Origin of the sequence: Staphylococcus sp. ZWU0021 (genome assembly GCF_000798895.1) — a bacterium.
In the GTDB taxonomy this organism is placed as follows: Bacteria; Bacillota; Bacilli; order Staphylococcales; family Staphylococcaceae; genus Staphylococcus; species Staphylococcus saprophyticus.
In genome coordinates this window covers 1-21,301 of record NZ_JTLN01000023.1, presented here as the reverse complement: position 1 = coordinate 21,301, position 21,301 = coordinate 1, and the positions used below count along the sequence as shown (strand labels likewise).

The 21,301-nt window shown below is 34.4% G+C and carries 25 protein-coding genes and 1 pseudogene; 25 read left to right on the top strand and 1 reads right to left on the bottom strand.

Annotated features, from left to right (window positions below; all coding sequences use genetic code 11):
• Positions 1-185 precede the first annotated feature (185 nt).
• The 23 genes from rho (at position 186) to fabZ (ending at position 19,359) form a co-directional block, all read left to right on the top strand.
• Positions 186-1,502, top strand: coding sequence for a transcription termination factor Rho (gene rho / locus L987_RS05100; RefSeq protein ID WP_011302668.1), 1,317 nt, complete (start codon positions 186-188; stop codon positions 1,500-1,502).
• Between the two features lie 144 nt (positions 1,503-1,646).
• Positions 1,647-1,904, top strand: a complete 258-nt coding sequence (locus tag L987_RS05095) for a type B 50S ribosomal protein L31 (protein WP_002482711.1) — start codon at positions 1,647-1,649, stop codon at positions 1,902-1,904.
• Between the two features lie 342 nt (positions 1,905-2,246).
• The gene (locus L987_RS05090) at positions 2,247-2,846 is read left to right on the top strand and encodes a thymidine kinase (RefSeq protein WP_011302669.1); all 600 of its coding nucleotides are present in this window, start codon (positions 2,247-2,249) and stop codon (positions 2,844-2,846) included.
• Positions 2,846-3,922 carry a peptide chain release factor 1 gene (gene prfA / locus L987_RS05085; protein ID WP_002482713.1) on the top strand — a complete coding sequence of 359 codons (1,077 nt, stop codon included), beginning with the start codon at positions 2,846-2,848 and terminating at the stop codon, positions 3,920-3,922. The genes L987_RS05090 and prfA overlap by 1 nt, the downstream gene beginning before the upstream one ends.
• Positions 3,909-4,745: a peptide chain release factor N(5)-glutamine methyltransferase gene (prmC, locus tag L987_RS05080; protein WP_047503317.1), complete on the top strand. Its 837-nt coding sequence runs from the start codon at positions 3,909-3,911 to the stop codon at positions 4,743-4,745. The genes prfA and prmC overlap by 14 nt, the downstream gene beginning before the upstream one ends.
• 93 nt (positions 4,746-4,838) lie before the next feature.
• Complete coding sequence (locus L987_RS05075; protein WP_047503316.1) at positions 4,839-5,882, top strand: L-threonylcarbamoyladenylate synthase; 1,044 nt, start codon at positions 4,839-4,841, stop codon at positions 5,880-5,882.
• A complete protein-coding gene (locus L987_RS05070) occupies positions 5,879-6,301 on the top strand; it encodes a low molecular weight protein arginine phosphatase (RefSeq protein ID WP_011302672.1) in 423 nt (140 codons plus the stop codon). The genes L987_RS05075 and L987_RS05070 overlap by 4 nt, the downstream gene beginning before the upstream one ends.
• 145 nt (positions 6,302-6,446) lie before the next feature.
• Positions 6,447-6,971: a TIGR01440 family protein gene (locus tag L987_RS05065; protein WP_047503313.1), complete on the top strand. Its 525-nt coding sequence runs from the start codon at positions 6,447-6,449 to the stop codon at positions 6,969-6,971.
• Positions 6,972-6,993: 22 nt separating this feature from the next.
• A complete protein-coding gene (glyA, locus tag L987_RS05060) occupies positions 6,994-8,232 on the top strand; it encodes a serine hydroxymethyltransferase (protein WP_047503311.1) in 1,239 nt (412 codons plus the stop codon).
• A gap of 20 nt (positions 8,233-8,252) precedes the next feature.
• Entirely contained in the window at positions 8,253-8,882 is a 630-nt protein-coding gene (gene upp / locus L987_RS05055; RefSeq protein ID WP_002482718.1) for a uracil phosphoribosyltransferase, read from the top strand.
• A 22-nt stretch (positions 8,883-8,904) separates the two neighbouring features.
• The gene (gene wecB / locus L987_RS05050; RefSeq protein ID WP_011302676.1) at positions 8,905-10,035 is read left to right on the top strand and encodes a non-hydrolyzing UDP-N-acetylglucosamine 2-epimerase; all 1,131 of its coding nucleotides are present in this window, start codon (positions 8,905-8,907) and stop codon (positions 10,033-10,035) included.
• A 159-nt stretch (positions 10,036-10,194) separates the two neighbouring features.
• Positions 10,195-10,545: an ATP synthase subunit I gene (locus L987_RS05045; RefSeq protein WP_011302677.1), complete on the top strand. Its 351-nt coding sequence runs from the start codon at positions 10,195-10,197 to the stop codon at positions 10,543-10,545.
• Between the two features lie 27 nt (positions 10,546-10,572).
• Positions 10,573-11,301: a F0F1 ATP synthase subunit A gene (atpB, locus tag L987_RS05040; RefSeq protein ID WP_011302678.1), complete on the top strand. Its 729-nt coding sequence runs from the start codon at positions 10,573-10,575 to the stop codon at positions 11,299-11,301.
• Positions 11,302-11,340: 39 nt separating this feature from the next.
• Positions 11,341-11,547, top strand: a complete 207-nt coding sequence (gene atpE / locus L987_RS05035; RefSeq protein ID WP_002482721.1) for a F0F1 ATP synthase subunit C — start codon at positions 11,341-11,343, stop codon at positions 11,545-11,547.
• Between the two features lie 98 nt (positions 11,548-11,645).
• Positions 11,646-12,173: a F0F1 ATP synthase subunit B gene (locus L987_RS05030; RefSeq protein ID WP_011302679.1), complete on the top strand. Its 528-nt coding sequence runs from the start codon at positions 11,646-11,648 to the stop codon at positions 12,171-12,173.
• Positions 12,173-12,712: a F0F1 ATP synthase subunit delta gene (locus L987_RS05025; RefSeq protein ID WP_002482723.1), complete on the top strand. Its 540-nt coding sequence runs from the start codon at positions 12,173-12,175 to the stop codon at positions 12,710-12,712. The genes L987_RS05030 and L987_RS05025 overlap by 1 nt, the downstream gene beginning before the upstream one ends.
• A 20-nt stretch (positions 12,713-12,732) precedes the next feature.
• A complete protein-coding gene (gene atpA, locus L987_RS05020; RefSeq protein WP_002482724.1) occupies positions 12,733-14,244 on the top strand; it encodes a F0F1 ATP synthase subunit alpha in 1,512 nt (503 codons plus the stop codon).
• 31 nt (positions 14,245-14,275) lie between these two features.
• Complete coding sequence (gene atpG / locus L987_RS05015) at positions 14,276-15,142, top strand: ATP synthase F1 subunit gamma (RefSeq protein ID WP_047503309.1); 867 nt, start codon at positions 14,276-14,278, stop codon at positions 15,140-15,142.
• 21 nt (positions 15,143-15,163) lie between these two features.
• Positions 15,164-16,576: a F0F1 ATP synthase subunit beta gene (gene atpD, locus L987_RS05010; RefSeq protein ID WP_002482726.1), complete on the top strand. Its 1,413-nt coding sequence runs from the start codon at positions 15,164-15,166 to the stop codon at positions 16,574-16,576.
• 19 nt (positions 16,577-16,595) lie between these two features.
• Positions 16,596-17,000 (top strand): F0F1 ATP synthase subunit epsilon, encoded by a 405-nt coding sequence (locus L987_RS05005; RefSeq protein WP_002482727.1) that lies wholly within the window; start codon positions 16,596-16,598, stop codon positions 16,998-17,000.
• 261 nt (positions 17,001-17,261) lie between these two features.
• Entirely contained in the window at positions 17,262-17,495 is a 234-nt protein-coding gene (locus L987_RS05000) for a DUF1146 family protein (protein WP_011302682.1), read from the top strand.
• A 106-nt stretch (positions 17,496-17,601) separates the two neighbouring features.
• Positions 17,602-18,867 carry a UDP-N-acetylglucosamine 1-carboxyvinyltransferase gene (gene murA / locus L987_RS04995; protein WP_047503307.1) on the top strand — a complete coding sequence of 422 codons (1,266 nt, stop codon included), beginning with the start codon at positions 17,602-17,604 and terminating at the stop codon, positions 18,865-18,867.
• A gap of 54 nt (positions 18,868-18,921) precedes the next feature.
• Positions 18,922-19,359 carry a 3-hydroxyacyl-ACP dehydratase FabZ gene (gene fabZ, locus L987_RS04990; protein ID WP_002482729.1) on the top strand — a complete coding sequence of 146 codons (438 nt, stop codon included), beginning with the start codon at positions 18,922-18,924 and terminating at the stop codon, positions 19,357-19,359.
• Positions 19,360-19,416: 57 nt separating this feature from the next.
• Here the strand turns inward: fabZ and L987_RS04985 are convergent, their stop codons facing one another.
• On the bottom strand, positions 19,417-19,857 hold the full coding sequence (locus L987_RS04985) for a YwpF-like family protein (protein ID WP_002482730.1): 441 nt from the start codon (positions 19,855-19,857) through the stop codon (positions 19,417-19,419).
• A 190-nt stretch (positions 19,858-20,047) separates the two neighbouring features.
• Here L987_RS04985 and L987_RS04980 point away from each other — a divergent pair, with 190 nt between their 5' ends.
• Positions 20,048-20,467: a single-stranded DNA-binding protein gene (locus tag L987_RS04980; RefSeq protein WP_011302684.1), complete on the top strand. Its 420-nt coding sequence runs from the start codon at positions 20,048-20,050 to the stop codon at positions 20,465-20,467.
• Between the two features lie 425 nt (positions 20,468-20,892).
• Positions 20,893-21,301 (top strand): annotated as a pseudogene (locus tag L987_RS04975) (transglycosylase); the annotation flags it as partial.

Sequence of the window (21,301 nt, the reverse complement as noted above, 5' to 3'; positions counted from 1 at the left end):
ATCTATATGAGAGTAGAACAATGAAATCTTTTTAAGAGAAATTAGATTTCTGTTCTACTCTCTTTTTATAATTTATATATCGAAATACATTTTGTAATTAAATAGGAAATTTGCTATAGTTATAAAAGTAGTAGCGTAGTTACTATGTTATTTAAAAAACTTATTTATGAAATGGGTGCAAGATAATGCCTGAAAAAGTACGAACATCACCTCAGTATGAATCGTTCCACGAGTTATACAAAAATTACACTACAAAAGATCTCACTCAAAAAGCAAAATCTCTTAAGCTAACAAACTATAGTAAATTGAATAAAAAAGAACTTGTTCTCGCGATTATGGAAGCGCAAATGGAAAAAGATGGTAACTATTATATGGAAGGCATTCTAGATGATATCCAACAAGATGGTTATGGCTTTTTAAGAACAGTTAATTATTCTAAGGGAGAAAAAGATATCTATATCTCAGCTAGTCAAATTCGTCGTTTTGAAATTAAACGAGGAGATAAAGTGACTGGTAAGGTTAGAAAGCCAAAGGATAATGAAAAGTATTATGGTTTATTACAGGTTGACTTTGTTAATGATGAGAATGCAGAAGAAGTAAAAAAACGTCCTCATTTCCAGGCGTTAACGCCGTTATATCCAGAAGAAAGAATTGTGTTAGAAACTACAAAGCAGAATTTTTCAACTCGAATCATGGATTTAATCACGCCAATTGGATTAGGACAACGTGGACTTATCGTTGCACCGCCTAAAGCAGGGAAAACCTCTTTATTAAAAGAAATTGCAAATGCAATTGCAAAGAATAAACCTGATGCAGAATTATTTGTATTATTAGTAGGAGAACGACCAGAAGAGGTTACTGATATAGAAAGATCTGTAGAAACTGCAGAAGTAGTTCATTCTACATTTGATGAGCCACCTCAACACCATGTCAAAGTTGCAGAATTATTATTAGAACGTGCGAAACGCTTAGTTGAAATTGGTAAGGATGTCATTATACTAATGGATTCTATAACAAGATTGGCACGTGCTTATAACCTTGTTATTCCGCCAAGTGGTCGTACGTTATCTGGTGGGTTAGATCCAGCATCTTTACACAAACCAAAAGCATTCTTTGGTGCAGCAAGAAATATTGAAGCGGGTGGCAGTATGACTATATTAGCTACAGCTTTAGTTGAAACTGGTTCGCGTATGGATGACATGATTTACGAAGAATTTAAAGGTACTGGAAACATGGAGTTACATTTAGATCGTAAATTAGCAGAACGTCGAGTATTTCCAGCAATTGATATTGGACGCAGTTCAACACGTAAAGAAGAATTGCTCATTGATCCCAAAGAACTGGATTCATTATGGCAATTACGCAATATGTTTACAGATTCAACGGACTTTACAGAAAGATTTGTTCGTAAACTCAAACGAACAGACAATAACCAAGAATTCTTTGAACAGTTACAAAAAGCTGCTAAAGAAAGCACAAAAACGGGTAAACCAATCATTTAATTACTAAATGATTCATAGATATAATACCAATATGAGATTTAGGGTTGCGTTTTATATTTATAGACATTATAATTATCAAGTATTGGGTAAAAAACTCACAAAAAACTCTGTTCCAGATGGTTCAGGGCAAAGGAGCTGAAAATAATGAGACAAAATATTCATCCTGAATATCACAATGTTATCTTTTTAGATACTACTACAGATTTTAAATTCTTAAGTGGTTCAACTAAAACATCATCAGAGACAATGGAATGGGAAGATGGTAATGAATACCCAGTTATTCGTTTAGACATTTCATCTGATTCACATCCATTCTACACAGGACGTCAAAAATTCGCTGCGGCGGATGGTCGTGTGGAACGTTTCAACAAAAAATTCGGATTCAAATCAAGCAACGAATAATTGTTGGTATAAGGCATTCTCATTTTATGAGAATGCCTTTTTATGTTAAAAAGCACTTCCTAATCACAAATAGATATCATAAACAATGTTGAAATTCCTTTATTTTATGAGTAACGATACTGGCTGCAAGTATACCATTAAATTTAAGTTTGTATACAATGTTGAAACAAAATGGATCAGTTTTGTTAGTAGGCAGTTCAATGAGAATTTAACGATAGTTCTATTTATATATCCCAAATTGTTACATAAAATTAACGCAGTAACTTGAAAATATATCCTATTTTGTAGTGGAAAATATGATATAATGAATCGATTATGTTTTGAAAAAAGGTGGAACGCATAATGTATGAAACTTATCATTCCGGGTGGATTGAATGTATTACTGGAAGTATGTTTAGTGGCAAATCTGAAGAGCTTATTCGTCGATTAAGACGAGGGCTTTATGCTAAACAAAAAGTAGTTGTATTTAAACCAGCTATAGATGACCGCTATCATAAAGATAAGATTGTTTCTCACAATGGCAATGCTATAGAAGCAATTAATATTTCGACAGCAGCTGAGATATTAAAGCACGATTTATCAGAAGTAGATGTAATTGGAATAGACGAAGTGCAATTTTTTGAAAATGGTATTGTACATATAGCTGAACAGTTAGCTGAAAAAGGACATAGAGTCATTACTGCTGGTCTAGATATGGACTTTAGAGCACAACCTTTCGAGCCAATGCCACAATTGATGGCTGTGAGTGAGGATGTAACTAAACTTCAAGCAGTTTGTGCGGTTTGCGGTGCATCGTCAAGTCGTACGCAAAGATTAATTGATGGTAACCCAGCAAAAATCGACGACCCAGTCATTTTAGTTGGTGCTAATGAAAGCTATGAACCCAGATGCAGAGCGCATCATATAGTAGCGCCTAGCAATACTGAGAAGGAGGAAATGTAGTGTTTGATCAATTAGACATAGTAGAAGAAAGATATGAACAATTAAATGAAATGTTAAGTGATCCTGATGTCGTAAATAATCCAGATAATTTACGTAAATATTCTAAAGAGCAGGCAGAATTACAAAAAACAGTGGACGTTTATCGCGATTATAAACAAACAAAAGAAGATATTTCTGAAGTAGAAGAAATGTTACGTGATACAAAAGATAATGATGAAATTGAAATGTTGAAAGAGGAACATCAAACACTTCAAAATAAAGTACCTAAGTTAGAAGAAGAACTTAAGTTCTTATTGATCCCTAAAGATCCTAATGATGACAAAGACGTTATTGTAGAAATTCGTGCAGCAGCAGGTGGAGATGAGGCGGCAATTTTTGCTGGTGATCTATTTAGAATGTATTCCAAATATGCTGAAACGTTAAATTATAAGACAGATATTGTAGAAGTTACCGAAAGTGATCATGGTGGTTATAAAGAAATAAGTTTTTCTGTTTCTGGTAATGGTGCTTTTAGTAAATTAAAATATGAGAATGGTGCACACCGTGTACAGCGTGTACCTGAAACTGAATCAGGCGGACGTATCCATACATCAACAGCTACAGTTGCAGTACTTCCTGAGGTAGAAGATGTTGAAATAGAAGTTCGCAACGAAGATTTGAAAATTGACACATACCGTTCAAGTGGTGCAGGTGGTCAGCACGTTAATACAACAGATTCAGCTGTGCGTATTACACATATTCCAACCGGTGTTATTGCGACTTCTTCAGAAAAATCGCAAATCCAAAACCGTGAAAAAGCACTAAAAGTATTAAAAGCACGCTTATTTGATATGAAATTACAAGAAGAGCAACAAAAATATGCTGCCCAACGTAAATCAGCAGTGGGTACAGGAGATCGTTCAGAACGTATCAGAACCTATAACTATCCGCAAAGCCGTGTAACAGATCATCGTATTGGTTTAACTTTACAAAAATTAGACCAAATTATGGAAGGTAAGTTGGATGAAATTATTGATGCTTTAACTTTAGCGGAACAAACTGATAAATTGAAAGAATTAAATAATGGTGAATTATAAAACATTATTAAATCAAGCTAAAGTGAAATGCAATGAACAAGGTATTGAATCAACGCGTGCCGAATGGTTAATGTTTGATTTGTTTAATTGGTCTAAAGCCAATTACTTAATGCATATGGATGATGAAGTAACACTTCAACATAAAAACTTATTTGATGACGCAACACAAAGAATGCTAAATGATGAACCAATACAATATATCCTAGGTAAACAAACATTCTATGGTGAAGTTTTTAAAGTGAATAAGCATTGTCTTATTCCAAGACCTGAAACAGAAGAAGTAATGCTTCATTTTTATAATCAACTTCATTCAGGAGATTGTGTTGTAGATATAGGCACGGGGAGTGGGAATATACCGATTTCATTAAAAAAATTGGACCCTTCATTAGAAGTTTATGCTACAGATTTATATACTTCAGCGTTATCTGTCGCTAAGGCTAACGCTAAGATGCACCAAGTAGAAATTAGATTTCTACTTGGTGATACATTAATGCCACTGATTGAGCACGGCATCAAAGTAAATGGACTTATTTCTAATCCGCCATATATTGATGATAATGATGCATTAATTATGGATAATACAGTGTTAAACTATGAACCACATACTGCGCTTTTTGCAAAAAACAATGGCTATGATATCTATGATAAAATTATAGATCAGTTACGCGAAGTATTATTGCCAAATGCGAAAGTTGTGTTTGAAATTGGATTTAATCAAGGACAAACATTGAAACAACGTATTATTGAGAAATATCCAAGTTTAGATGTACAAATCATTAAAGATATAAATAATAACGACCGAATAATTTCATTTGTTTGGTGATCATAAGTTATGTGCTAAACATGATTAATCATGAGAGTGCATAACTTTTTATTTTGTTTTAAAATAGATAACAAGATGAAAGGGTGTGTCTAAGTGAATACAAAAATATGGGATTTACGCCAATCTAATAATCAATTGAATACAGATAATGAACTGAATGATATAAAAGTAATTTTTGAAAATGGCGGTTTAATTGCTATACCAACTGAAACTGTATACGGATTGGGTGCAGATGCACGTAATGAAGCAGCAATTAAACACATTTATAGTGCGAAAGGTAGACCATCTGACAATCCTTTAATTGTTCATATCTATAAAGTTGAACAAATACAAGCTTTTACAGATAAGCTGTCAAAAGAAGTTGAAATGTTAATGAATGAATTTTGGCCTGGACCGATTTCATTTATTGTTCCATTAAAAAAAGGCTATTTATGTGAAAGTGTTAGTGGTGGGTTAGATTCCATTGCAGTGCGTATGCCAAGTCATCCAATCGGAAGACAAATACTAAAATATGTTGATATGCCAATTGCGGCACCCAGTGCAAATTTGAGTGGCAGACCCTCACCGACTACATTTGAACATGTTTATCGTGATTTGGACGGGCGTATCGATGGTATTGTGAATGGAGACCAAAGTGAAGAGGGGTTAGAAAGTACTGTGCTCGATTGTACACAATTTCCATTTAAAATCGCTAGACCCGGTTCTATCACAAAATCTATGATAGAAGCGGTTATTCCAGACAGTGTGACAACAATAGGTACATTAGATTCTGAAAAACCAATTGCTCCAGGTATGAAATATAAACATTATTCACCTGATACACCAGTAAAAATATTGAAGTCTTTTAATGCGTTACCTACATCGACTTCAAATTGGACACAAACAGCGTTTATCGTACCTCGTAGCAAACAAGCGTTAATACCAGAAGCTGCGAAATTTATACCTTTATGCGAAGATGAAAATGATATTAAAGGGGCTAATCATAATCTTTATCAAATATTGCACCAGTTAGACCAAGACGATCAAATTCAACATGCCTTTATTTATGGATTTGATTTGAATGATAACACTACGGCAATTATGAATAGAATGATGAAAGCGGCTAATCAATCTATTATTGAAGGAGCAGATTTATGAAAATCATTTTTGTTTGTACAGGAAATACTTGTAGGAGTCCTATGGCTGAAAGTATCGCTCAGTCCAAATTACCTAACCATACAATTGTGTCACGTGGTATGTATGCTATAGATGGTCAACCGATATCAGATCATACTAAGGAAATTTTACTTGAGCGTCATTTAAATGTGCCATACCAAGCCCAGTCTTTTACTGCTTCAGATATAAATGCAGATTTAATATTGACGATGGGTTCATCTCATAAGCGCATAATTAAGGAATTGTATGATAACACCGATCACGTATTTACTTTAAATGAGTATGTAGACAAGATAGGAGAGGTTTCCGATCCGTTTGGTGGGAGTAAATCTGCATATCTTGAAATATATAATGAATTAAATTTACTGATAGATAGTTTAAAAAATAAAATATTAAACTAATAAATTAGTGAAATTAGTATAAGTACGTTAGTAAATACGTTATAATAAAAACGTGTAGCAAATTTGCTATCAGTCAATTTTGTATGTTTTAAAGCGGTTTGAGATTCAATTACTTTTTATGTCATTAATAAAAAGGGGTGCAAGAATGGAAGATTTGAAGTTATTGTTAGATGAATTAAAATCACAATCTTTTTTCAAGGCTAATGAATTATGCATTATCGGTTGTTCAACATCAGAAGTCATTGGTGAACGCATTGGTAGTGTAGGTTCTATGGAAGTAGCTAAAGAAATATTTAATTCATTGAAAGTAATCGAAAATGAAACGGGCGTTTCTTTTGTATATCAAGGTTGTGAACATATAAACAGAGCGGTAACAATAGAAAGAGCACAATTCAATCCCCTCACGATGGAAGAAGTTACGGTTGTACCAGATGTTCATGCTGGCGGAAGTCTTGCCACTTATGCATACAAGCATATGGATGAACCAATAGTTGTTGAACATATATCGGTACCTAAAGGTATTGATATTGGTCAAACCCTTATTGGAATGCACATCAAGCATGTCGCTATTCCAGAACGTACAAGTGTTAAGCAAATTGGTGAAGCAATTGTAACCATCGCTTCTTCAAGACCTAAGAAAATTGGTGGCGAAAGAGCAAAATATAACTAATACAGAAACGAGGGAATTACCAATGTCATTTATTCAAAAGCAAGATAAAGAAATATATGAAGTGATTCAAAATGAATTTAACCGTCAAAATAACAATATCGAGCTCATTGCTTCAGAGAACTTTGTTTCAGAAGCAGTTATGGAAGCCCAAGGATCAGTGTTAACGAACAAGTATGCTGAAGGCTATCCTAATAGAAGATATTATGGCGGTTGTGAATACGTAGATGTGTCAGAAACATTAGCTATTGATCGTGCTAAAAAATTATTTGGCGCAGAACATGTTAATGTTCAACCACACTCAGGATCTCAGGCCAATATGGCTGTTTATCTCGTAGCATTAGAACACGGTGATACTGTATTAGGTATGAATTTAAGCCACGGTGGCCATTTAACACATGGTGCACCTGTGAACTTTAGTGGTCAATTTTATAACTTTGTGGAATATGGTGTAGACCAAGAAAATGAGCAAATTGATTATGATGAAGTATTAAAAGTTGCTAAAGAACATAAACCTAAATTAATTGTTGCTGGTGCATCAGCTTATTCAAGAACAATCGATTTCAAACGATTCAAAGAAATTGCTGATGAAGTTGGCGCAAAATTAATGGTTGATATGGCACATATCGCTGGTTTAGTCGCAGTTGGTTTACATCCAAATCCTGTGGAATATGCAGATTTTGTAACGACAACTACACATAAAACATTACGCGGACCTCGTGGTGGCATGATTTTATGTAAAGAAGAATATAAAAAACAAATTGATAAAACGATATTCCCAGGTATCCAAGGTGGCCCATTAGAGCATGTGATTGCTGCTAAAGCAGTTGCATTTGGTGAGGCATTACAAGATGACTTTAAAGTTTATCAACAACAAGTGATTCAAAATGCTAAAACATTGGCTAACACATTGACTGACGAAGGATTTAGAGTTGTATCTGGAGGCACGGATAATCACCTCGTCGCAGTAGACGTCAAAGGTTCTGTGGGTATTACAGGTAAAGTTGCTGAAGAAACACTAGATGCAATTGGAATAACTTGTAATAAAAATACAATTCCTTTTGATCAAGAGAAACCTTTCGTAACGAGTGGTATTCGTTTAGGTACCCCAGCTGCAACAACACGTGGTTTTGATGAAACTGCTTTTGAAGAAGTTGCGAAAATCATTAGTTTAGTTTTAAAAGACCCAGAAAATGAAAAAGCATTAGCCGAAGGGAAAGAAAGAGTTAATACTTTAACTTCAAAACATCCTTTATATAATTAAAAATTGGAGGAAATAAATTTATGGGCAAAGTACATGTTTTTGATCACCCACTTATTCAACACAAATTAAGTTATATCCGTGACGTACATACTGGGACTAAAGAATTTAGAGAGCTAGTAGATGAAGTAGGTATGTTAATGGCATATGAAGTTACAAGAGATTTAGAATTACAGGATGTGGAAATAGAAACACCAGTAACAAAAATGATTGCTAAAAGATTAACAGGTAAAAAATTAGCGTTTGTACCAATATTAAGAGCAGGATTAGGGATGACACAAGGTATTTTAACATTAGTACCTGCAGCTAGAATAGGTCATGTGGGTCTTTATAGAGATCCTGAAACACTAGAAGCCGTTGAATATTTTGTGAAATTACCACAAGATATTGAAGAAAGAGAAATTGTAGTTGTAGACCCAATGTTAGCAACAGGTGCTTCAGCTATAGAAGCTATTAATTCATTAAAAAAACGTGGTGCTAAAAATATTCGTTTTATGTGTTTAATCGCTGCCCCTGAAGGTGTAGAAAAATTACAAGCAGCTCATGAAGATGTGGATATATTTATCGCTGCATTAGATGAAAAGCTTGATGATCATGCATATATCACACCAGGTTTAGGTGATGCAGGTGACCGTTTATTCGGTACAAAATAGTTTCGCCCAGGAGTGGAGTAAAATGAAAAAAATAATGACTGTTTTCGGCACACGTCCAGAAGCAGTAAAAATGGCACCTCTAATTCAAGCGTTGAAACATGACGATGCGCTAGAACCTATCGTAGTTGTTACGGCTCAACATAGAGAAATGCTTGATTCAGTTCTGACTAGCTTCCACATCACACCAGATTATGATTTGGATATCATGAAACAAGGCCAGTCACTGTCTGAAATTACGTCACGTATTTTATCGAGACTAGAGGATGTTATAAAGAAAGAACAACCAGATATGATACTCGTTCATGGTGACACAATGACGACGTTTGCTGGTAGTTTAGCAGCATTATATAATCAGATTCCTATAGGTCATGTCGAGGCTGGCTTAAGAACATGGGATAAATATGCTCCATTTCCTGAAGAAATGAATAGACAAATGGTAGGGGTAATGGCAGATTTGAATTTTGCCCCTACCAATAATGCTGCTCACAATCTTTTAGCAGAAAACAAACCAGAGGAATCAATCGTTGTGACAGGTAATACGGCTATAGATGCTATGAAGACGACAATACATGATCACTATCATTCTGAGATTATAGCAAAGCATAAAGATAAACGTATCATTTTGTTAACTGCGCACCGACGTGAAAATATTGGTGAACCTATGGTGCATATATTTAAAGCTGTTAGAGATATTGTCGAAGCATTTGAAGATGTCGTTGTGGTTTACCCAGTGCATAAAAATCCTAAAGTTAGGGAAATTGCAGAAACTTATTTATCAAATCACGAGCGAATTGAATTGGTGGAACCATTGGAAGTCGTGGATTTTCATAATTTTGCCCATCAATCATACTTGATATTAACAGATTCTGGAGGTGTGCAAGAAGAAGCGCCTTCATTAGGTAAACCTGTACTTGTGTTAAGAGATGCTACAGAAAGACCCGAAGGTGTGAATGCTGGTACGCTTAAAATAGTAGGCACCCACGAGAAAAACATATTTGATTCTACGAAACAATTATTAGATGACAAAATGTTATATGACAAAATGAGCCATGCACGAAATCCTTATGGAGATGGAAATGCCGCTTTACGAATTTGTGAGAATATCAAATATTATTTTCATATAATTTCCAAAAAGCCAGAATCATTCAAATAATTAAAAAGGGGGAATGTGTCGGTTCTGTGACAATTTGAGAAAAAATTAAACTACATTTTGTATAGAATTGACACGTTAACTACCCCTATATTATTATTAAAACTGTATGATTGAAATGGTTCTCATTATTGCATGAAAAAGATGAAGTGAGGCATAGTCATGGAACGTTTCAACATCATTTTTAATAGATACATTCAATACTATTTATATGGTATAGTTGTACTATTAATTGTGTTTATTTTCACATACTCACCATTTATATTAGGACTTATAATAGGTACAATTGGATCACTTTTTAATACTTTTACTTTCGAATATTATTTAGCAAAGGCAAAAGAAAAAGATAACATACATATTTCAACGGGCAACGTTTGGAGATATTTAATAGTGGTTCTAGCATGTTGTATTTGGTATTTTTATAAGGATGAAATTAATATCATTGGTGTGGTTATTGGTTTAATGATTTCATATGTTTTAATTGTTTTCAAACCATTTTTACACAAGAAATAAATTTTAAAACGAAAGAGGTGAGAAAGCATGAATCATAAAGACCCTCTAGTCAGCTGGAATGTATTTGGTCTAGACGTCGTGTTTAATCTTTCATCAATTATGATGTTGATTATTACAGCAGTTATTGTTTTTGTCATAGCTATTATTTGTACACGCAACCTCAAAAAACGACCAACTGGTAAACAAAATTTCATAGAGTGGGTTTTTGACTTTGTAAGAGGTATTATTGAAAGTAACATGGCATGGTCAAAAGGTGGGCAATTCCATTTCTTGGCAGTAACACTTATATTCTTTATATTTGTGAGTAATATGCTAGGACTTCCATTTCAATTAATTTCAGGGCATACGTTGTGGTGGAAATCACCAACAGCTGATGCGACAGTTACTTTAACACTGTCAACACTCATCATTCTATTAACACATTTTTATGGTGTTAGAATGAAAGGTACAAAAGGTTATTTCCAAAACTATACAAAACCAATCTTTTTATTACCAATTAATATCTTTGAAGAATTCACTTCAACTTTAACGTTAGGTCTTCGACTCTACGGTAATATTTTCGCAGGTGAATTGCTATTAGGATTATTGGCAGGATTAGTAACAGGTGATTCAACTAGAGCATGGGGTTGGATAATCGGTTTACCTGGTTTAGTTGTTTGGCAAGGGTTTTCAATTTTCATCGGTACAATTCAAGCATATATTTTCGTTATGCTTTCAATGGTTTACATGTCCCATAAAGTTCAGGACAGTCATTAATTAATTAAATTTTAAAGAAAAACTAGGAGGATTTTATAAATGAATTTAATCGCAGCAGCAATCGCAATCGGCTTATCAGCATTAGGTGCAGGTATTGGTAATGGTCTTATCGTTTCAAGAACAGTAGAAGGTGTCGCTCGTCAACCAGAAGCACGTGGACAATTAATGGGTATTATGTTCATCGGTATCGGTTTAGTTGAAGCATTACCTATCATTGGTGTAGTTATCGCTTTCATGTCACTATAATTCAACTAATTATTATGGCGAAGTCTGAAAGACTTTCGCCGTTCGTTTTTATCAATAATGTCTTATGATTATAATGTATGAAAGGAGTGTCTATGTAAGTGACTGCTACGACAAATATGTTTGTACTTGGTGCAGCTGGAACTAGCGGCGTTCAATGGGGGACAATAATCGTTACGCTTGTAACTTTTCTTATCTTATTAGCTTTATTGAAAAAGTTCGCATGGGGTCCATTAAAAGATGTAATGGATAAACGTGAACACGATATTAATAAAGACATTGATGATGCTGAACAAGCTAAATTAAATGCACAAAAGTTAGAAGAACAAAATAAACAAACACTAAAAGAAACACAAGATGAGGTTCAAAAGATTTTAGAAGAATCTAAAGTTCAAGCACGAAAACAACATGAAGAAATTATTCATGAAGCAAATATCAGAGCTAATGGCATGATTGAAACTGCACAGAATGAAATCAACAGTGAAAAAGAACGTGCAATTGCAGATATTAACAACCAAGTTTCTGAGCTTTCTGTTTTAATCGCTTCTAAAGTACTGCAAAAAGAAATCTCAGATAAAGATCAAAAAGCTTTAGTTGAAAAGTACATAAAAGAGGCAGGCGATAAGTAATGGCAAACATAGCAAAAAAATATGCCAAAGCATTATTTGATACTGCTAAAGATGCAGACATACTTGACGACATGTACGATGAATTTTCAACAATTAATGAAGCAGTTCAATCTGAAAATAAAAAGCTACAAGCATTGGATGCAGATCCACAAAAAGATGTTGAGCAACGTCGTCGCTTCGTAAGCATTGTATTTGGACAAACGAACCAATACTTGCAGAATATGCTGACAATACTTGCTAGCAATCGTCATTTAGGACACATTCATGAAATATATATCGCGTTTGAAACATTATATAATGAACAGCATAATCAAGACTATGCTGTAATCGAATCCGTATATCAATTGTCAGAAGAAGAATTATCAAGTATAGAAGAAATTATTAAAGCACGAACTAAACTTTCTAAAATAATGATTACTAACAAAATCAATCCTGAACTTATCGGTGGTATCAGAGTTAAAGTTGGTACGAAAGTGATGGACGCAAGTATTAAAAATGATCTTGCGCAATTAGAAAGACAATTTATTAGAGTGAAATAAAATTTGAAGGAGTGACATAGATGGCCATTAAAGCTGAAGAAATCAGTGCATTACTTCGCTCACAAATCGAAAATTATGAGTCGGAAATGGCAGTTACTGATGTAGGTACAGTACTACAAATTGGTGACGGTATCGCATTAATCCACGGATTAAACGATGTTATGGCTGGTGAGCTAATAGAATTCAAAAGTGGCGTTCTAGGCTTAGCACAAAACTTAGAAGAATCAAATGTCGGTGTAGTTATTTTAGGACCATACGCTGATATCAAAGAAGGGGACGAAGTAAAACGTACTGGACGTATTATGGAAGTTCCTGTAGGTAACGAACTTATTGGTCGTGTTGTGAACCCACTTGGACAACCTATTGATGGACAAGGTCCAGTTAATACAACAAGCACAAGACCTGTAGAGAAAAAAGCAACAGGTGTAATGGACCGTAAATCAGTTGATGAACCATTACAAACTGGTATTAAAGCCATTGATGCACTTGTACCAATTGGTCGTGGTCAACGTGAATTAATCATTGGTGACCGTCAAACAGGTAAAACTACGGTTGCTATTGATACAATTTTAAACCAAGCTGATCAAGATACAATTTGTATTTATGTTGCTATTGGACAAAAAGATTCAACTGTTCGTGCTAATGTTGAAAAGCTACGCCAAGAAGGCGCGTTAGATTACACAATTGTTGTTTCTGCTTCAGCAGCTGACCCAGCTCCAATGCTTTATATTGCACCATATTCAGGTGTAGCTATGGCTGAAGAATTCATGTTTGCTGGTAAAGACGTTTTAATTGTTTATGATGATTTAACGAAACAAGCTGCAGCTTACCGTGAGTTATCACTATTATTACGTAGACCACCAGGCCGTGAAGCATACCCAGGTGATGTGTTCTACTTACATAGTAGATTACTTGAAAGAGCAGCGAAGTTAAATGATGATTTAGGTGGAGGCTCTATTACTGCCTTACCAATTATAGAAACACAAGCAGGCGATATCGCAGCTTATGTACCAACTAACGTTATTTCAATTACAGATGGACAAATCTTCTTACAATCTGATTTATTCTTCTCAGGTGTAAGACCTGCCATTAATGCTGGTCAATCTGTATCACGTGTTGGTGGTTCTGCACAGATAAAAGCAATGAAAAAAGTTGCTGGTACGTTACGTTTAGATTTAGCTTCTTATCGTGAATTAGAGTCATTTGCACAATTTGGTTCAGATTTAGATGAGTTTACAGCTAAAAAATTAGAACGTGGTAAACGTACGGTTGAAATCTTAAAACAAGATAAAAACAAACCACTACCTGTCGAAAATCAAGTATTAATTATTTATGCATTGACTAAAGGTTATTTAGATGACATCCCAGTAGAAGATATTACTCGTTTCGAGGAAGAATTAAATCTTTGGGCTAAGTCTAATGCGACTGAACTATTAAATGAAATTAAAACATCAGGTGCATTACCAAAAGATGAAGCATTTGAATCAGCAATTACAGAATTCAAAAAAAGCTTTAGCAAATCAGAAGCATAATAGTTAATCTTAAATAAAAGGTGGTGAGATAATGGGATCTCTTAAAGAGATTGATACACGTATAAAATCAACCAAAAAAATGAAGCAAATTACGAAAGCAATGAACATGGTATCAAGTTCTAAATTGCGCCGTGCGGAATGCAACACGAAACAGTTCAGACCATATATGGAAAAAATGCAAGATGCAATTACTGCAGTTGCAGGTTCAGATAAAAATTCACGTCACCCAATGTTACAACAACGGGAAGTGAAGAAAAGTGCCTACCTAGTGATTACAAGTGATAAAGGTCTTGCAGGTGCTTACAATGCAAACGTATTAAAACACCTTATAAAAGATATTGAAGAAAAACATGCAAGTAAAGATGATTATTCAATTGTAGTATTAGGTCAAACTGGTGTGGATTTCCTTAAAAATAAAGGTTATGACATACATGATTCACTTATAGATGTACCAGATCAACCTTCTTTTAAAGAAGTACAAGCAATAGCTAAAAAAGCTATAGGTTTGTATAGTGAAGGAGAAGTTGATGAGGTGAAAATTTATTTTAGTCATTTCGTAAGTGTATTAGAAAATACACCTTCTACCAAAACTGTGCTTCCATTGTCTCCTGAGGACTCTAGCTTAGGACATGGTCAAATGTCATCATATGAGTTCGAGCCAGACAAAGAGGCAATATTGAGCGTCATTTTACCTCAATATGTTGAAAGTTTAATATATGGAACGATTTTAGATGCAAAAGCAAGTGAACATGCTACGCGTATGACTGCAATGAAAAATGCATCAGATAATGCGTCAGAAATTATTGATGACTTATCTATTCAATATAACAGAGCAAGACAAGCAGCAATTACTCAACAAATCACTGAAATTGTCGGTGGCTCAGTTGCGCTTGAATAATTATTAAAGGAGGAAAAAAACATGGGATTAGGCCGTGTAACTCAAGTTATGGGTCCAGTAATTGATGTTCGCTTTGAGCACAATGAAGTTCCAGAAATTAACAATGCCTTAGTCGTAGACGTTGAAAGAGATGAAGGTACAGTATCTCTTACATTAGAAGTGGCATTACAACTTGGCGATGATGTCGTACGTACAATTGCAATGGATTCTACTGATGGTGTTAAACGTGGTACAGAAGTTCGAGATAGCGGAGATAGCATCAGTGTTCCAGTTGGTGATGCTACGTTAGGACGTGTGTTTAATGTTCTTGGTGATACAATTGACTTAGACGAGAAGCTTGATACTTCTGTCAAACGTGATCCAATTCATAGAGAAGCACCTGCATTCGATCAATTATCAACAAAAGTTGAAATCTTAGAAACAGGTATTAAAGTAATTGATTTACTTGCACCATATATTAAAGGTGGTAAAATCGGTTTATTCGGTGGCGCTGGTGTAGGTAAAACTGTATTAATTCAAGAATTAATTAATAATATAGCTCAAGAACATGGTGGTATTTCAGTATTTGCCGGCGTAGGTGAACGTACGCGTGAAGGTAATGACTTATACTACGAAATGAGTGATAGTGGTGTTATTAAGAAAACAGCTATGGTCTTCGGACAAATGAATGAGCCACCTGGTGCGCGTATGCGTGTTGCTTTATCAGGCTTAACAATGGCTGAACACTTCCGTGATGTACAAGGACAAGATGTTTTACTATTTATTGATAACATATTCAGATTTACGCAAGCTGGTTCAGAAGTATCAGCACTATTAGGTCGTATGCCATCAGCCGTTGGTTATCAACCTACACTTGCTACTGAAATGGGTCAATTACAAGAACGTATTACATCAACAACTAAAGGATCTGTAACGTCAATCCAAGCAGTTTTCGTACCTGCCGATGATTATACTGACCCAGCACCAGCAGCTGTCTTTGCTCACTTAGATGCTACAACTAACCTTGAACGTAAATTAACGGAAATGGGTATTTATCCTGCCGTTGATCCGCTTGCATCTACTTCTAGGGCATTAGACCCTACAATCGTTGGTCAAGATCATTATGAAATAGCTCGTGATGTACAATCTACATTACAAAAATATAGAGAATTACAAGATATTATTGCTATTTTAGGTATGGATGAATTATCAGAAGAAGATAAACAAACTGTTGAACGTGCACGTCGTATCCAGTTCTTCTTATCACAAAACTTCCACGTAGCTGAACAATTTACTGGTCAAAAAGGTTCATATGTACCTGTTCAAAAAACGGTAGAAGGCTTCAAAGCAATTTTAGATGGCGAATATGATCATATTCCTGAAGATGCATTCCGTCTTGTAGGTAGTATGGAAGAAGTAATCGCAAAAGCTAAAGATATGGGTGTTGAAGTTTAAAAATTAGGAGGTAAAGATAATGAACACATTAAGCCTAAATATTGTCACTCCTAATGGTTCTGTTTACGACCGAGAAGATGTTAATCTTGCAGTATTACAAACTACTGCAGGAGAAATCGGTGTTATGTATGGACATATTCCAACAGTTGCAGCACTTGAAATTGGCTATGTCAAAATAAATTTTGACGGTGGTTCAGAATATATTGCAGTGAGTGAAGGTTTTGTTGAGGTTAGACAAGATAAATTATCAATTATTGTACAAACTGCAGAACCTGCGAATGAAATAGATGTTGCTAGAGCTGAATTAGCAAAATCTAGAGCAGAATCTCATTTGAATAATGAAGAAGATAACAGCGACGTTAATAGAGCCAAACGTGCTTTAGAAAGAGCGAATAACCGTATTCGCGTCGCGAACTTACAATAAATTATATCATTGGTGAGTGGGATGTTACTTTTTCCATTTAGGCATCTACTACTCACTCCAAAAAGAGTCTAAGACATGAAAAATGTCTTAGACTCTTTTTTTAGAGACGTAAGTTCGTATAGTAAAGTAGACACAAAAATAAAAAGTGAAGTGCTCAAACAACAAAAGCATTATAGTTAATTAAATTCTGCAATTCTTAAGTATCTTTTAATGATTATTTCGTGTAAAATAAATTGACAGTCTAAAGTGAGGAGTTATTGTATGGAGTATCTAGGACAATTTTCAATTGTACATCTTATCTTACATGTGGTTTGTATTTGTATTGCTTATTGGGCATTAAATGCAGTGAGATTAGAGCAGTTTTTTAAAAAGGGGTATCCCTTACAAGTTCAAATTTGTATGATTTTTTTAGCAATATTACTTGGAACAGCTGTTAGTAATTTTATTGTGGATTTGTTACAATACTCAACGCAAATAAAATATTTAGCACAATAATTCAAATACTTGTATATCTTTTTGAATTATAGATATAATAATTTAGAAGTACATAAAATAGTTTAATTAAAATGAAATATATAATTAGCAAAGTGGAGGATTTAAGATGGATATGATAGAAATTAATGGTGGAAATAGATTAACTGGTGAGGTTAAAGTGTCAGGTGCCAAGAATGCTGTATTACCAGTATTAACTGCTTCACTTTTAGCATCAGAAGGTGTCAGTAAACTTATGAATGTACCTGCATTAAGTGATGTAGAAACGATTAATAATGTGATTTCAACATTAAATGCAGAAGTTTCATACGATAAAGACGAAGAATCAGTAACTGTAGATGCAACGAAAGAATTAAATGAAGAGGCACCATATGAATATGTAAGTAAAATGAGAGCCAGTATTCTTGTTATGGGTCCATTATTAGCCCGCTTAGGTCATGCTAAAGTCGCATTGCCAGGTGGTTGCGCAATTGGTTCAAGACCAATTGAACAGCACATCAAAGGTTTCGAAGAACTTGGTGCTGATATTCATATGGATGGTGGTTTTATTTATGCAAGTACTGAAAATGGATTAAAAGGTACAACCATTCATTTAGACTTCCCAAGTGTTGGCGCAACGCAAAATATTATCATGGCAGCTTCACTAGCAGAAGGTAAAACAGTATTAGAAAATGTTGCAAGAGAACCAGAAATCGTTGATTTAGCAAATTATATTAACGAAATGGGAGGTAACGTTTCTGGAGCTGGCACGGATACGATCATTATCCATGGTGTAGAAACACTTCACGGTGTGGAACACGCGATTATTCCTGATAGAATTGAAGCAGGTACACTCCTGATTGCTGGTGCGATTACACGTGGTGATGTACTTGTAAATGGTGCTATAAAAGAACATATGACAAGCCTTGTTTACAAATTGGAAGAAATGGGTGTGAATCTAGATTATCAAGATGACGCAATTCGCGTAAGAGTAGAAGATGAATTAAAACCCGTAGATATTAAAACATTACCACATCCAGGATTCCCTACGGATATGCAATCACAAATGATGGCATTATTACTAACAGCTGAAGGACATAAAGTAGTAACTGAAACTGTATTTGAAAATAGATTTATGCATGTAGCTGAATTTAAACGTATGAACGCTAAGATTTCTGTCGAAGGCAGAAGTGCTAAGATTGAAGGTAAGAGTGAACTACAAGGTGCACAAGTAAAAGCTACTGACTTACGTGCAGCAGCAGCACTTATATTAGCCGGACTTGTAGCTGATGGAACGACGCTAGTAACAGAATTAAAGCATTTAGACAGAGGTTATGTTGACTTACACGGTAAATTAGAAGCACTAGGTGCAGATATAAAACGAACACAAGCTTAATACATGATTCGCAATTGAAGTGGCGATTCAAGAACAAGATGGAGGAAGTAAACAATGGAAACAATTTTTGATTATAACCAAATTAAAGAAATCATACCGCATAGACAACCATTTTTATTAATTGATCGTGTTGTTGAATATGAAGTAGGTACACGTTGTGTGGCTATTAAACAAGTATCAGGTAATGAACCGTTTTTCCAAGGTCATTTTCCGGAATATGCAGTTATGCCTGGTGTTTTAATTACAGAAGCGCTTGCTCAAACAGGTGCAGTAGCGATTTTAAATAGTGAAGAAAATAAAGGGAAACTTGCATTTTTTGCTGGAATTGATAAATGTCGCTTCAAAAAACAAGTTACTCCTGGAGATACTTTAAAATTAGAAGTTGAAATAACAAAAATGCGTGGGCCAATCGGTAAAGGTAACGCAAAAGCTACCGTCGATGGTGAAGTAGCATGTAGTTGTGAATTAACGTTTGCAATTCAAGCAAAGTAAATAAAAGACCTCAAGCTCAGTTGTAAATACAACGGTTTGAGGTCTTTTTTATAGTAATTATTTTTCTATTTTTTCATCTTTTAATCTTGGTTTAGATTGCATCATACGATTGAAAGATTTTTTAAGTTCGTCTCCTGTTAAACCTTCATCAATAAGTTGTTCTAATAAACTTTCTGCATATACTTGTCTTAATGTATAAATATGACATTCAAAAACGATGGAGATTGTACTTTCCAGTTTTTTTATGTTTTTAATCGTCGCATCAAAAAGAGCCGGATCATTTGCTGGACGTGTAATCACTACGCGTATATCTAATAAAGTTTCATCATCCATATATTGTTTCATTGTTTCATAATGATAATCTGAAATAACAATTTCTAATAACCAACCAGTTCCACTATTTTCTTTATTGATAATAACGCCATCTTCTATTTCATATTCTGTAACGCCACCACTATCTGATACGATTTGAAATCGAACAGCTTTAAATGATTTCATCGTCCTCACATCCAATTAATAAATTTAACTTCTACAATTATTCGAATTATACAATCATTATAACGTAATTTTAAAAGAGAAAGGTAAAATTTGTAGAATTTAGTATTAAAACATCTTTTGAATTCTGTGTTATTGTACTTTGACGGTATTGTGTAAAATTCATAGAATATAGTTATAAAGGAGGTGACATATGATTAATAACATTGTTATCGTAGGGCGACTAACTAAGGACCCTAAAATATATGATAAGGAGGAGAAAAAATTAGCTACATTTTGTGTAGCTGTATCAAGGAACTATAAAGATAAGAATCAAACCCCGGTATGTGATTATTTATTTTGTAAAGCATTTGGAAAAATGGCAACAAACATTGAGAAATATACGAAGCAAGGCTCACTTGTAGGTATAACAGGCCAAATGCAATCACATAAATATGAAAAAGAAGGTCAGACGCATTTTGTATCAGAAATACTTATTGAATCAATTAAATTCATGTCTCCACAAAACAAAGATAAAAATGATTTACTTTTTGAACCATTCCCGCTAGAGCATTCCCAAAATGCATTTAAAGACATTAACGTACAAAATAATGATATATATGAAATTGTATAAACCACCCACCCTAAATCTACCCCTAATCTAATCATCCACTTTAATATACATTTAAATCCTACTATCAATTATACTTCTATTGGCTATCCCTCTTAAAATATCCCTATAAGAGGGATAGCTTATTTAATATAGAATCAGCAATCAAATCGCTAATAAGTAATTTAAATAAAACTGAATAATCTGATATATTACAATTATATTACGTGAAATTTTACTTTTCATAGCTTTTAAAAACTATCACAGAAGTTTTTAAAGGGATAAAAAATTATATTCAAAGATAAATTAAATGTAATTTCATTGTAAAAAAAGCCGATTTTTTTTATTTCACTGTAACCTACAACAATTTTTTGAATGTTATAGTTGTATTTGCAAATTAATCATAAATAAAAATAAACTTAATTACCTTATAGGAGGACTTTTTTACAATGAAAAAAACAGTAGTAGCATCAACATTAGCAGTTGGACTTGGCGTAACAGGATTCGCAGCAGGAAATTCAGCAGACGCTTCAGAACAAGGCGTTGACAAAGCCCAATTAGCTCAACAAGCTCAAACTAATCTAGAATCATTAAATGAAGCGCCAGTACAAGACGGTGCTTATAATATAAACTTTAATTACAATAATACTGATTATAGCTTCCAATCAGACGGTCAATATTGGACTTGGAGCTATGGACAAGGTTCAACTAATGCACCAGCACAAGAAACTGCTGAGCAACCACAACAAGTTGACCAACCACAACAAACTGAGCAAGCTTCAACTGAACAACCAGCAGAAGAAGCTGCACCACAAACTGAAGAAACACAACAACCACAACAAGAAGCAACTACACAAA